Genomic DNA, 12,852 nt, shown 5'->3' with positions numbered 1-12,852 from the left:
CGCCGCGGCACGCCGTTCTCCGGTCTGCTGTACGCGGGTCTGGCGATCACCAGCCGCGGCGTCCGGGTCATCGAGTTCAACGCCCGCTTCGGCGACCCCGAGACCCAGGTCGTCCTGGCCCGGCTCCGCACCCCGCTGGCCGGCGTCCTGCTGAACTCCGCCAACGGCACCCTGGACGACCAGGCCCCGCTGAGCTGGAGCGACGACGCCGCGGCTGGTGATCGCCAGACCCGCGTACAGCAGACCGGAGAACGGCGTGCCGCGGCGTCCGGGTCATCGAGTTCAACGCCCGCTTCGGCGACCCCGAGACCCAGGTCGTCCTGGCCCGGCTCCGCACCCCGCTGGCCGGCGTCCTGCTGAACTCCGCCAACGGCACCCTGGACGACCAGGCCCCGCTGAGCTGGAGCGACGACGCCGCGGTCACCGTGGTCATCGCCTCGCACAACTACCCGGAGACCCCGCGTACGGGCGACCCGATCGAGGGCCTCGACGAGGTCGCCGAGAAGGACGCCCCGCTCGCGTACGTCCTGCACGCCGGGACGAAGCGGGACGGCGACGCGATCGTCAGCGCGGGCGGCCGCGTCCTTTCGGTCACCGCGACCGGAACGGACCTGGCCCAGGCCCGCGAGCGTGCCTACGCGGCGGTCGGCCGTATCCGCCTTGACGGCTCGCAGCACCGCACGGACATCGCGCGGAAGGCCGCCGAGGCCTGACGGGGCCGCCGATTTCTCGCGCGGCCGTGCGGTGGATCGTACGGCCGCGCGAAATCCATCACCTTTGCCCAAAGCCATACCTTCGAGTGACGGCTGGGCCATCCGGATGACGTCCGCCGAAGCCCCAACTAGGGTGCGGCGAAGGCGTTCCGGCACTTGGCCCACCGGCATTGCGATGTCGGTGGCGGGTGCCACAGTGGGGGAGTGAGCAATACCGCCACAGGCAGTCCCGACGAGGGCAGGAGGGGGTGATGTACGGCGTGTCCGGTACCGGTTCCGTTGTCGGCGAGGAGTGGGGAGCGCGCGCCGCGCGCTCCCGGGCCCTCGCCGTCCTCCGGGTCCGCGGCAGGGCGCTGGGCCTCGCGGTCCTGCCCGCCGCCGTGGCCGTCGTCCTCTACGCGGGCGGGATCACCGGCCACTTCACCGGCTCCGGCTGGGACGCGGCCCGCTGGGCGGTGACCGTCCTCGCGGTCCTCGTCCTCCTCGCCTCCGCCGCCGTCGCCCTCGTGGTCGCCCGGGCCCGTCCGGCCGCCACACCGACGGTTGAGCTCGCCGAGACCGCGGCCCCCGACCTCTACCGGCTCGTCCGGGACCTGGCCGACCGGCTCGACGTCCCGGCGCCCGCCGCGATAGCCCTGACCCCGGACTGCGACAGCTGGCTGGAGGACCGCACCCACCGGGCCCACCGCGCGCTGCGCACACCGGGCGGCGAGGGGGAGGGCGAAGGCGCCCCCGTCCTCGTCATAGGTTCGCCGTTCCTGTGGTGGATGCGCGTCGGCGAGCTGCGGGCGGTCCTCGCCCCGGTCGTCGCCGGTACGGGCCCCGCCGCACACCCCGACATAGCCGCGGCCCGCCGCTTCGTCCGGGGTCTGGACGCCGCCGTGGCCGTGCCCGGGACCCCCGGCCTCGACCCGGTCCGCCGTCTCGGCGCGCACGGCGTCGGGCAGGTCGCCCGCGTCCTCCTCCGTGCCTGCCGCGGGCACGCCGCCGAGATGGAGCGCGGGGTCGCCGCCGCCGGCTCCGAGCGCGCGCAGGCCGTGGACTACGGCGTACGGATCGTCGCCCAGGAGCAGGTCGGCCTGGCGTACGCGGGCTGGGACCGGCTCCTGACCCGCGTCGCGCTGCCCGCCTGGCGGATGGGCCGCTGGCCCGCCAAGCTCGACGCCGGCGTGGTCTCCGCCCTGACCGAGCTCTCCCGCCGCGACCGGCTCGCGGACGGCTTCTCGTCCCGGCTCGGCGAGCGGCCCGCCTGCGACCTCCTGGAGGAGCCGGGCGCGGTCGACGAGGCCACCTCGCTGCTCGCCGCCCGTCTCTTCCACGGCGGCCCGGCCGAGGCCGGGCCCGACTGGTCCCCGGTGGAGTGGAGCCAGTACCCGGAGGAGGTCGTCGACCGGAAGTGGCGCACCGACGCGGCCCGGCTGCACCAGGTCCTCGACGGCCTCGGCCTGGCGGATTCCGCGGCAGGGGGCGGGGGCGGCGAGGGCGCCGCCGACGGCCCGACCCTGACCCGCGTGATCGCCCACCTCGCCACGGAGCCGAGGAAGCCCGCCGACACGGATGCCGTCGCCGATGCCGATGCCGACGGGGCAGCCCTTGAGGCCGCGCCCCAGGAGCACTCACTCCCGGTGGACGACGCCCACGTCACCGACGCCGCCGCCGACACCGCGACGACCGACGCCGCGACCGCCACCGACGCGGACATCGACGCCGACCTCGACACCGACCTCGACACCGACGACCTCGACACCGACGACCTCGACACCGAGGACGTCGAAGAGGCCGTCAACCCCGCCGCCGAGGCGCTCGCCGGCGCGCTCAGCGCGCTCCTCGCGCGCGAGGAGGCCGCCCGGGAGGCCCGCGTGGCCGCCACCGCTCTGACCGCCGAGGCGGCGGCCCGCAGCGCCGAGAAGGACGACCGGCACTCCGGCACCGCACCCCCCGTGGCCGTCAGCGGTCCGGACGGCCCGCTGCCGCTCTTCCCGCTCCAGCCGCCCCGCTCCGGGCGCGACCTGCTCGCCGACCACGTCACCGCGATGGTCTGCTGCGCGGCCGTGGACACCGCCGAGGCCACCCCCGGCCTCGACTGGCTCGACGGTCCCGCGCTCCTCGTCGGTGGCGAGCGGGCGACGGACCTCGGCCCCCGTGTCCTCGCGCTCGTCGAGGACGGCGACCCGGAGCCGCTGCGGGTCTGGCTGGCCCGCACGGGGGTGCGCCCCGAGAAGCCCGTACGCCTGGTCTGATGGCTCCGGGAGGTCCCGGAAGACCGGTCCGGGCCCGGAAGCCGTCCCGCAGGCCGCCCGGAGCCGTCCCGCAGGCCCGGGAAGCCATCCGGAAGCCATCCGGAGGCGTTCCGCCGGCCGTCCGGATCACTCGTTTCGGAGCCCCGCCTTCCACTCTCGTCAATTCACGACGAACGGTGACGGAGTGCGTGCGTTATGTGATGTGCTGGAGACCGCCACTGACAGAGGCACGATCCAGAAGCCTGGACCAGGGGCACGAGTCGACACAAGCAGACAGGCACTGACCAGCCGACCCGGGGGAGTCGAGGGAGGGGCGCAGCATGGGGGCGGATCAGATCAGACGGTGGGAGTCGGGTGCGCTCGCGCACGCCGTCACCGATCCCTTCGGTCAGGGCCCGCTGCCCTGGCTGCGCGGTTCCGAGAACTACTTCGACGACACCGGGCAGATGGTCCCCTGGTACGCGGACGAGATCCTGGCCCGGGGCGGCAGCGGCGGCCCGCGCACGGCCGACGACGTCCGGCGCCAGATCAAGGGTTTCGCCTCCGACGGAGCCGTGGCACCGGGCGAGTCGATCGACTTCCACATCACGGTGGACCCGCCGCAGCAGTTCTCGGTCGACGTCTACCGGATCGGTCACTACGGCGGCGACGGCGCCGCGAAGATCACCACGAGCCCCCGGCTCTCCGGGATCGTCCAGCCCGCCCCGCTGACCGCCGACCGCACGGTCTCCTGCCACCACTGGTGGCAGTCCTGGCGGCTGCAGGTCCCCAGCTACTGGTCGATCGGGGCGTACGTCGCGGTCCTCACCACCGCCGACGGCTACCGCTCGCACATCCCCTTCACGGTCCGAGACAACCACCCGGCCGATCTTCTCCTCGTCCTCCCGGACGTGACCTGGCAGGCGTACAACCTCTATCCGGAGGACGGTCGCACCGGCGCCAGCCTCTACCACGCCTGGGACGAGGAGGGCCGGCTGCTCGGTGAGCAGGACGCGGCCGTCACCGTCTCCTTCGACCGCCCGTACGCGGGCGCGGGGCTTCCGCTCCACGTCGGGCACGCGTACGACTTCATCCGCTGGGCCGAGCGCTACGGATACGACCTGGCGTACGCCGAGACCCGCGATCTGCACGCGGGCCGGGTCGACCCGGGCCGCTACCGGGGCCTGGTCTTCCCCGGGCACGACGAGTACTGGTCGGTGCCGATGCGCAAGACCGTCGAGCTCGCCCGCGACCAGGGCACGTCCCTGGTCTTCCTCTCCGCCAACACCATGTACTGGCAGGTGGAGCTGGGCCCTTCGCCGTCCGGGGTGCCGGACCGGCTGCTCACCTGCCGCAAGCGCCGCGGCCCCGGCCGGCCCGCGCTCTGGCGCGAGGTCGACCGGCCCGAGCAGCAGCTCCTCGGCATCCAGTACGCGGGCCGGGTGCCCGAACCGCACCCGCTGGTCGTGCGGAACGCCGAGCACTGGCTCTGGGAGGCCACCGGCGCCGGTGACGGCGACGAGCTCCCCGGACTGGTCGCGGGCGAGGCCGACCGCTACTTCCCGCGTACGGCGCTCCCCGAGCACCAGGGCCGCATCCTGCTCGCCCACTCGCCCTACCGCGACGGCGAGGGGGCGCTCCGGCATCAGGAGACGAGTCTCTACCGGGCGCCGTCGGGTGCCTGGGTCTTCGCCTCCGGCACCTTCGCCTGGTCGCCGGCGCTCGACCGGCCGGGTCATGTGGACGCCAGGGTCCAGCGCGCCACCGCGAACCTCCTCGACCGGATCTGCAAGAGGGACTGAGCGGGGGGTCACAGTGCCGGGCGGCGGGGGCCGCCCGGATGTGCGAGAGAATCGGACACGCTCCTGGATCAACCTACGCGGAGGAACCGTGTCCGGATTCGTAGAAAAGCCCGAGCCCGTCCAGGTCCCGGGCCTCACCCATCTCCACACGGGAAAGGTGCGCGACCTGTACCGGAACGAGGACGGGGACCTCGTGATGGTGGCGAGCGACCGCATGTCCGCGTACGACTGGGTGCTGCCCACCGAGATCCCCGACAAGGGCCGGGTCCTCACCCAGCTCTCGCTGTGGTGGTTCGACCGGCTCTCCGACCTGGTCCCGCACCACGTGATCTCGACCGAGCTGCCGGCCGGCGCCCCCGCCGACTGGGCGGGCCGCACCACGGTCTGCAAGTCGCTGAACATGGTGCCGGTCGAGTGCGTGGCCCGCGGCTACCTCACCGGCTCCGGCCTCCTCGAGTACAACGAGTCCCGCACGGTCTGCGGACTCGCGCTCCCCGAGGGCCTCGGCGACGGCTCCGAGCTGCCCGCCCCGATCTTCACCCCGGCCACCAAGGCCGCGGTCGGCGACCACGACGAGAACGTGTCGTACGAGGAGGTCGCCCGCCAGGTCGGCGCCGAGACGGCCGCGCTGCTGCGCCAGACGACCCTCGCGGTGTACGGCCGGGCCCGGGACATCGCCCGTGAGCGCGGGATCATCCTCGCGGACACCAAGTTCGAGTTCGGTTTCGACGGGGAGACGCTCGTCCTCGGTGACGAGGTCCTGACCCCGGACTCCTCGCGCTTCTGGCCGGCCGGCCAGTGGGAGCCGGGCCGCGCCCAGCCCTCGTACGACAAGCAGTTCGTCCGGGACTGGCTGACCTCCCCGGCCTCCGGCTGGGACCGCAGGAGCGAGCAGCCCCCGCCGCCGCTCCCGCAGGAGATCGTGGACGCCACGCGCGCCAAGTACCTGGAGGCGTACGAGCTGCTGACCGGCAAGTCCTGGTCCGACAGCTTCTGAGTTCCCCGGCCCCCGGCACCCGTGCCGGGGGCACGCCACGGGACACGAGAAAGCCCCCGGTCGATTCGACCGGGGGCTTCTTCATGGAGCGGACGACGAGATTCGAACTCGCGACCCTCACCTTGGCAAGGTGATGCTCTACCAACTGAGCCACGTCCGCATGCGCCGTAGCGCGGAGCTAACTATACCCAACCTTTCGCCTGTGTGAGACGCACTGTCGTGTGCCGGCCCTCGGCACCGAGATCGCGGCGACCGAGGAGACGTCGTCGCGGACGGTTCCGGGGGAGAGCGAGGCGTGTCGGCCGATCTCCGCGACGAGTGCCCCGTCGGCGGAGAACTCGGGCACCTCGGCCTCCCGCGCGGTCGGCGGGAAGTCCCCGGCGTCGATGGCGTCGGCCGCCAACTCCCTTTTCCTGTAACGGTTTCCGGCGTGCACGGTACGGATGATCTCGGCGAGCCGCTGGGCTGAAGGTCGTCGGGGCGAAGCCGCGGACGCCGGGCCGGGAGGGCTCGCCCGAGGCGCCCGGGACGGCCGTGGCCGGTCACGATCACGGTGCGGCAGCCGGGCAGTTCGTCCCGCAGGGCTGTGGCGACCCTCACATCGTCCGCCCTCGGCATCCGCGGATCGAGCACGGCGGCGCCGGGCGATGGACGCGGGCCATGGCGAGCGCCCGGGGCCCGGTAGCGGCCTCGGCGGCGACGGCGGGATCGTCCGCGAGACCGCCGCGGCGCGGCGACCGCGCCACGGATCAGATGCTCGTCCCCGGCGGCCCGCAGCCGCAGCGGGCAGCCGGGCGGCGGGGGTGCCCCAAATGTCATGGGGGCGGCGGGAGTCGAGGGACACGACGAAGGCCCCGGTTCCAGAGAACCGGGGCCTTCGATCTGGAGCGGACGACGAGATTCGAACTCGCGACCCTCACCTTGGCAAGGTGATGCTCTACCAACTGAGCCACGTCCGCATTGCTGCCGCTCAGCTTTCACTGGGCGGTGCGAGCACCACTCTACCTGATGCACCGGAGTGCTCGGTCTTGCGATGCAGAGCGGGTGACAGGAATTGCACACTGCGCCTTCCCCCTGGAAGGGGGATGTTCTGCTACTGAACTACACCCGCACGCTGCGTGAGGTGGGGCTTTGCGGCCTCGCCCCTCGGCGTGTTCCAGACTCTAGCGGATCATGGGGGGTGCAATGCAAATCGGCTCGCCCCGCCGCGTCGGGCGGCCGGGGGCCGGCCCGTTCAACTCGCGGCGCGGAAGGCCTCGTAGACCCGCTTCGGGATCCGGCCGCGGGCGGGCACCTCCATCTTGTTGGACTGCGCCCAGGCGCGGACCGCCGCCGGGTCGGGGGCGAGGGAGGTGTGGGTGTACGACTCCAGGGAGGCGCTCCGGCCGGTCACGGACTTCGCCGGCAACTTGCGTCCCGCGGCGAGGTACGGGGCGAGTGCCTTGCGGAGTTTCTTTGCATTGGCAGCATTCAGGTCGATCTCGTACATCTTCCCGTCGAGGCCGAACGCGACCGTTTCGGCCGCTTCTCCGCCGTCCATGTCGTCGGAGATTGTGACCACCACACGCTGAGCCACGGATATCGGTCCTTTCCTGCGGCCGAACGCCGCAGAGAGGGCGCTTGTGGCGCCTCTGACGTGCGGCGATGCCGACAGTACGGCGGTGCCGCGACAATGCTGATTTCTTCTCGATTCCTTTGTACAGCGATGGGCGTCGCATTGTGAAGCCCTGGCAATTGTTTCAGCGTGTCCCGGTGCAATGAGGTCGGCGATATTTCACTCGAATTTTGCGTGGGCGTGCTCGGGCGGGGGCATGGGCGTGATCCCTGGCGGGGCGGCGCCGGGGCCTGGCTTTTGGAGGATCCTTCAGATCTCTACCCGCGTAGAATTTGGAGACAGGTACGCTGAGGGAACCGCCCACGCAACACACCACCGGGAGTGCCAGTGGCACGCGTCGTAGTCGACGTCATGCTCAAGCCGGAGATCCTCGACCCTCAGGGGCAGGCGGTGCAGCGTGCACTGCCCCGCCTGGGATTCGCCGGAATCGCCGACGTCCGTCAGGGGAAGCGTTTCGAGCTGGAGGTGGAGGGACCGGTCGACGACGCCGCCCTCGCCCGCATCCATGAGATGGCCGAAACCTTCCTTGCCAACACCGTGATCGAAGACTTCATCGTGAAGGTGGAGTCGTGACCGCACGCATCGGCGTCGTCACGTTCCCCGGAACGCTCGACGACCAGGACGCGCTGCGTGCCGCCCGCCTCGCGGGCGCCGAACCCGTATCGCTCTGGCACCGCGACAAGGACCTCAAGCAGGTCGACGCCGTGGTCCTGGCCGGCGGTTTCTCCTACGGCGACTACCTGCGGGCCGGAGCCATCTCCCGCTTCTCGCCGGTGATGGAGACGATCATCGAGCAGGCGAAGGCGGGCATGCCCGTCCTCGGTATCTGCAACGGCTTCCAGATCCTCACCGAGGCGCATCTGCTGCCGGGCGCGATGCTGCGCAACAACCACCTCCACTTCATCTGCCGCGACCAGAAGCTGCGGGTGGAGAACGCGGAGACCGCCTGGACCTCGGACTACACCGAGGGCCAGGAGATCGAGGTCCCGCTCAAGAACATGGACGGCCGGTACGTCGCCGACGAGCGTGTGCTCGACGAGCTGGAGGCCGAGGGGCGGGTCGCCTTCCGCTACCTCGACGTCAACCCCAACGGCTCGCTGCGTGACATCGCGGGCATCACCAACGCCGCGGGCAACGTGGTCGGCCTCATGCCGCACCCCGAGCACGCCGTCGAGCCGCTCGTCGGCACCGGCAAGACGGACGGCCTCGGTTTCTTCACCTCGATCCTCAAGAAGCTGGTCAACGCCTGATGAGCCTCGACACCGTCAAGCACGCGAGCGAGACGCCGGACAGCGAGCAGCCCTGGAAGGAGCTCGGCCTCAAGGAGGACGAGTACGCGCGCATCCGCGAGATCCTCGGCCGCCGTCCCACCGGCGCCGAGCTCGCCATGTACTCCGTCATGTGGTCCGAGCACTGCTCCTACAAGAGCAGCAAGGTCCACCTGAAGCAGTTCGGCGAGAAGGTCCCCGCCAACGACGCCATGCTCGTCGGCATCGGCGAGAACGCCGGCGTCGTCGACGTCGGCCAGGGGTACGCGGTCACCTTCAAGGTCGAGTCGCACAACCACCCCTCGTACATCGAGCCCTACCAGGGCGCGGCCACCGGCATCGGCGGCATCGTCCGCGACATCCTCGCCATGGGCGCCCGCCCGGTCGCGGTCGTCGACCCGCTGCGCTTCGGCGCGGCCGACCACCCCGACACCAAGCGCGTGCTGCCCGGTGTCGTCGCCGGCATCGGCGGCTACGGCAACTGCCTCGGCCTGCCGAACATCGGCGGCGAGGTCGTCTTCGACGAGTGCTACCAGGGCAACCCGCTGGTCAACGCCGGCTGCATCGGCGTGATGAAGCACGAGGACATCCACCTCGCCAAGGCCTCGGGCCCCGGCAACAAGGTGATCCTGTACGGCGCCCGCACGGGCGGCGACGGCATCGGCGGCGTCTCGGTCCTCGCCTCGGAGACCTTCGACGACACGAAGCCGACGAAGCGCCCCGCGGTCCAGGTCGGCGACCCGTTCCAGGAGAAGCTCCTCATCGAGTGCACCCTGGAGATCTTCAAGGAGAAGCTGGTCGCGGGCATCCAGGACCTCGGCGGCGCCGGGCTCTCCTGTGCCACGTCCGAGCTGGCCTCCGCCGGTTCCGGCGGCATGCGCGTCGAGCTCGACCGGGTCCACCTGCGCGACGCGACCCTCTCGCCCGAGGAAATCCTCATGAGCGAGTCGCAGGAGCGCATGTGCGCGATCGTCGAGCCCGAGCACGTCGACCGCTTCCTGGAGATCTGCGAGAAGTGGGACGTCATCGCGGTCGTCATCGGTGAGGTGACCGAGGGCGAGCGTCTGGAGATCTTCTGGCACGGCGAGCAGATCGTCGACGTGCCGCCGCGCTCCGTCGCCCACGAGGGCCCGACGTACCACCGGCCGTACGCCCGCCCGGAGTGGCAGGACGCGCTCCAGGCCGACGACGCGGGCAAGCTGCCCCGGCCGCAGACGGGCGAGGAGCTGAAGGACCAGGTCCTGAAGCTGGTCTCCTCCCCGAACCAGGCGTCGAAGTCCTGGATCACGGACCAGTACGACCGGTTCGTGCAGGGCAACACGGTCCTGGCGCAGCCCGAGGACGCGGGCATGGTCCGCATCGACGAGGAGACCAACCTCGGCGTGGCCATGGCGACCGACGGCAACGGCCGGTACGCCAAGCTCGACCCGTACACGGGTGCGCAGCTGGCGCTGGCGGAGGCGTACCGCAACGTCGCCGCCTCCGGCGCGAAGCCGCTGGCCATCTCGGACTGCCTGAACTTCGGTTCGCCCGAGGACCCTGCCGTGATGTGGCAGTTCGCCGAGGCCACCCGTGGTCTCGCGGACGGCTGCCTGCAGCTCGGCACCCCGGTGACCGGCGGCAACGTCTCGCTGTACAACCAGACCGGTGAGGTCGCGATCCACCCGACGCCGGTCGTGGCCGTCCTCGGTGTGATCGACGACGTCAACCGCCGTACGCCGATCGCGTTCGCGGAAGAGGGCCAGCTCCTCTACCTGCTGGGCGACACGCGCGAGGAGTTCGGCGGCTCGGCCTGGTCCGAGGTCGTCCACCAGCACCTCGGTGGTCTGCCGCCGGCCGTGGACCTCGACCGGGAGAAGCTGCTCGGCGAGATCCTGATCTCGGCCTCGCGCGACGGCATGATCGACGCCGCGCACGACCTGTCCGACGGCGGTCTGGTCCAGGCGGTCGTCGAGTCCTGCCTGCGCGGCGGACACGGTGCGCGCCTGGTCGTCCCGGAGGGCCTGGACGCGTTCACGTTCCTCTTCAGCGAGTCGGCCGGCCGTGCGGTCGTGGCCGTCCCGCGCAGCGAGGAGCTCCGCTTCACCGACATGTGCGGTGCGCGGGGTCTGCCGGCGGCGCGGATCGGTGTCGTCGACGGAGACGCCGTCGACGTCCAGGGCGAGTTCGCGCTCTCCCTGACGGAGCTGCGCACGGCGCACGAGGCGACGATTCCGGGCCTGCTGGCCTGATACGAAGCACCGGGGAGGCCCCCGTCCGGACTGGAAGGTCCGGGCGGGGGCCTTCGCGTTGCTTCCTTGCGGTGGATTACGTAATTACGTAATCTCGACGGTATGGAGCTGGAAGAGCGGGTCGCCGCGCTGGAACGGCGTATCGCGGCCCTGGAGAGCGCGACCGAGGGCGCAGCCGAGGGCCCGGCCGGACGTGCGGCCGGACGCGTGCCCGTCAGTGCGGCCGGACGCGTCCCCGTCAGCGCCGCCGAAGGCGCGGAGCGCCCCGTGCCCGAGGTCACCGACAGCCCGCTCTGGGCCCTCGAAGCCCTCAAGGCGCAGCTCGCGGCGGACACGGGGGGCCGGGGGGAGGACGGCGCGGTCGTCTTCACGGGATCGGTCGGGCTTCCGACCCGGGAGCGGTACGAGTGGCAGTTCGGCGCCTTCACCGGGCAGCTTTTCGAGGAGGACTGGGCGGACGCCGCCGAGTCCTTCGCCGCGCTCGGCCACCCCGTACGGCTCCGCCTGCTGCGGGAGATCCTCGGCGGCCGGCGCACCGCCGCGGAACTGGCTGAGCTGGAAGAGACGGGCACGACCGGCCAGATCTACCACCACCTGCGCCTGCTGACCGGCGCGGGCTGGCTCAGGACCGTCGGCCGCGGTCGCTACGAGGTCCCGGGAGCCCGGGTCGTCCCGCTCCTGGTGGTCCTCACCGCGGCCCGCCCGTAACCGACACCACGACCCTCAGGGGGAATCCGGATGTCCTCGCGCAAACTGGTGGGGGTCCTCCACCGAGTGCTCTGGCTGGCGTTCGTCGTCCAGGTGATCGCCTCGTTCGTCGTCGAGCTGCCGTACCCGTACTGGGTGGGATGGCTGCCCGTGATCGCCGCGATGGGCCTCGGCGTCGGTCTCGCCCGGACCGCCCGCGGCCGGGTCATGGCGACGCCCCGCGCCACGGTCGAGGTGGACCCGCCGGTCACCGGTCGCTGGTCGGCGCTGAACAGTCCCGCGGACCGGACGCCCAGCCACGGCACCCACCAGCTGGGCCAGACCTACGCGATCGACGTCACCCGGGAGGACGAGGCGCGGCCCCGTCCGGGTTTCGCGTGGCTGTGGCCGGTGGTCCGGCGGAGCGAGGACTTCCCGGCGTTCGACGCGCCGCTGCTCGCGGTCGCCGACGGGACCGTCGTGCACGCCGAGGACGGGCAGCGCGACCATCTCAGCCGCAACTCGCTGCTCGGCGTCCTCTATCTGCTGCTGATGGAGTCCGGCGCGCGGAGCATCGGGGGAGCCCGCCGGATCACCGGGAACCACATCGTCCTCGACCTCGGCGACGGTACGTACGCGATGTACGCGCATCTGAGGCGCGGCTCCCTCGCCGTCCGCGCGGGCGACCGGGTCACGGCCGGCCGGGAACTCGCCCGGTGCGGGAACTCGGGCAACTCCACCGAGCCGCACGTGCACTTCCAGCTGATGGACGGCCCCGACCTGGACACGGCGAGCGGGGTGCCGTTCACCTGGCGCGGTGTCGGCGTACCGAAGAACGGCGAGACCTTCGAGGTGCCACGCCACCCGGTCTACCCGGCCTGACCGTCCTGGTCCCAGAAGGCGTCGGAGACGTCGATGTCCTCGACGCACTCGTCGATGTCGGTGATCTTGCCGCCGACGATGGTGAAGAAGAGCCCTCCACGCATCTCGACGCCCCGGTTCATGCGGTCGCCGTGCCACTTGTGCACCGACATGGCATGGCCGCGGCCGTCCGCGTACACGCCCTGCAGCTCGACCCGGAAGGTGCCGCCGGTGAGCTCCATGAGCCGCCCGTAGTGCTCGAGGACGTTGTCCGCTCCCTTGAAGTGCCCGGACATCTGGCTGGAACCCGGTGAGTGGTGGGTGCAGTCCGAGGTCATCAGCGACCGCAGGGTCTCCATGTCTCCTTGGGAGAACGCCTCGTAGCCCCGCTGGACCACGATGCCGTCAGGGTGCTGGGCCATGGCTGTTCGACCCCTCTCGTACGGGTAGGTGCGCTGC

The 12,852-nt window shown here is 71.7% G+C and carries 10 protein-coding genes, 3 tRNA genes and 3 pseudogenes; 10 read left to right on the top strand and 6 right to left on the bottom strand.

The window, feature by feature from the left end; all coding sequences use genetic code 11:
* The 5 genes and pseudogenes from AOK00_RS41145 to AOK00_RS13200 form a co-directional block, all read left to right on the top strand.
* Nucleotides 1–93, top strand: a pseudogene (locus AOK00_RS41145) (hypothetical protein); the annotation flags it as partial.
* 167 nt (nucleotides 94–260) lie between these two features.
* Nucleotides 261–713, top strand: a pseudogene (locus AOK00_RS13215) (phosphoribosylglycinamide synthetase C domain-containing protein); the annotation flags it as partial.
* A gap of 251 nt (nucleotides 714–964) precedes the next feature.
* Nucleotides 965–2,953: a hypothetical protein gene (locus AOK00_RS39040; protein ID WP_055600498.1), complete on the top strand. Its 1,989-nt coding sequence runs from the start codon at nucleotides 965–967 to the stop codon at nucleotides 2,951–2,953.
* 320 nt (nucleotides 2,954–3,273) lie between these two features.
* Complete coding sequence (locus AOK00_RS13205; protein WP_055600497.1) at nucleotides 3,274–4,734, top strand: N,N-dimethylformamidase beta subunit family domain-containing protein; 1,461 nt, start codon at nucleotides 3,274–3,276, stop codon at nucleotides 4,732–4,734.
* Nucleotides 4,735–4,822: 88 nt separating this feature from the next.
* Nucleotides 4,823–5,731 (top strand): phosphoribosylaminoimidazolesuccinocarboxamide synthase, encoded by a 909-nt coding sequence (locus AOK00_RS13200; RefSeq protein WP_055600496.1) that lies wholly within the window; start codon nucleotides 4,823–4,825, stop codon nucleotides 5,729–5,731.
* Between the two features lie 84 nt (nucleotides 5,732–5,815).
* On the opposite strand, the gene AOK00_RS13195 is transcribed toward AOK00_RS13200, so the two are convergent.
* The 5 genes and pseudogenes from AOK00_RS13195 to AOK00_RS13175 all read right to left on the bottom strand — a co-directional run bounded on the left by AOK00_RS13195 (nucleotide 5,816) and on the right by AOK00_RS13175 (nucleotide 7,307).
* Nucleotides 5,816–5,891: transfer RNA gene (locus tag AOK00_RS13195), tRNA-Gly, on the bottom strand.
* Nucleotides 5,892–5,913: 22 nt separating this feature from the next.
* Nucleotides 5,914–6,550 (bottom strand): annotated as a pseudogene (locus tag AOK00_RS13190) (response regulator).
* Nucleotides 6,551–6,614: 64 nt separating this feature from the next.
* A tRNA-Gly gene (locus AOK00_RS13185) sits at nucleotides 6,615–6,690 on the bottom strand.
* 80 nt (nucleotides 6,691–6,770) lie between these two features.
* A tRNA-Gly gene (locus tag AOK00_RS13180) sits at nucleotides 6,771–6,842 on the bottom strand.
* A 123-nt stretch (nucleotides 6,843–6,965) separates the two neighbouring features.
* Nucleotides 6,966–7,307: a histone-like nucleoid-structuring protein Lsr2 gene (locus AOK00_RS13175; RefSeq protein WP_079041976.1), complete on the bottom strand. Its 342-nt coding sequence runs from the start codon at nucleotides 7,305–7,307 to the stop codon at nucleotides 6,966–6,968.
* 366 nt (nucleotides 7,308–7,673) lie between these two features.
* Here AOK00_RS13175 and purS point away from each other — a divergent pair, with 366 nt between their 5' ends.
* From purS to AOK00_RS13150, 5 genes are all read left to right on the top strand, one after another.
* The gene (gene purS, locus AOK00_RS13170; RefSeq protein ID WP_017240564.1) at nucleotides 7,674–7,919 is read left to right on the top strand and encodes a phosphoribosylformylglycinamidine synthase subunit PurS; all 246 of its coding nucleotides are present in this window, start codon (nucleotides 7,674–7,676) and stop codon (nucleotides 7,917–7,919) included.
* Nucleotides 7,916–8,596, top strand: coding sequence for a phosphoribosylformylglycinamidine synthase subunit PurQ (gene purQ / locus AOK00_RS13165; RefSeq protein WP_030318250.1), 681 nt, complete (start codon nucleotides 7,916–7,918; stop codon nucleotides 8,594–8,596). Before purS ends, purQ begins: the two co-directional genes overlap by 4 nt.
* Nucleotides 8,596–10,845: a phosphoribosylformylglycinamidine synthase subunit PurL gene (gene purL / locus AOK00_RS13160; RefSeq protein ID WP_055600495.1), complete on the top strand. Its 2,250-nt coding sequence runs from the start codon at nucleotides 8,596–8,598 to the stop codon at nucleotides 10,843–10,845. The genes purQ and purL overlap by 1 nt, the downstream gene beginning before the upstream one ends.
* A 102-nt stretch (nucleotides 10,846–10,947) precedes the next feature.
* Complete coding sequence (locus AOK00_RS13155; RefSeq protein ID WP_055600494.1) at nucleotides 10,948–11,553, top strand: ArsR/SmtB family transcription factor; 606 nt, start codon at nucleotides 10,948–10,950, stop codon at nucleotides 11,551–11,553.
* Between the two features lie 30 nt (nucleotides 11,554–11,583).
* Nucleotides 11,584–12,414: a M23 family metallopeptidase gene (locus AOK00_RS13150; protein WP_055600493.1), complete on the top strand. Its 831-nt coding sequence runs from the start codon at nucleotides 11,584–11,586 to the stop codon at nucleotides 12,412–12,414.
* Here AOK00_RS13150 and AOK00_RS13145 read toward each other — a convergent pair.
* Nucleotides 12,402–12,815, bottom strand: coding sequence for a nuclear transport factor 2 family protein (locus AOK00_RS13145; RefSeq protein WP_055600492.1), 414 nt, complete (start codon nucleotides 12,813–12,815; stop codon nucleotides 12,402–12,404). The genes AOK00_RS13150 and AOK00_RS13145 overlap by 13 nt on opposite strands.
* Nucleotides 12,816–12,852: the final 37 nt, after the last annotated feature.

The organism is Streptomyces aureus (assembly GCF_001418135.1).
Taxonomy (GTDB): Bacteria; Actinomycetota; Actinomycetes; order Streptomycetales; family Streptomycetaceae; genus Streptomyces; species Streptomyces aureus_A.
The sequence above is the reverse complement of the archived record's forward strand: the minus strand, read 5'-3'. Positions and strand labels throughout refer to the sequence as shown.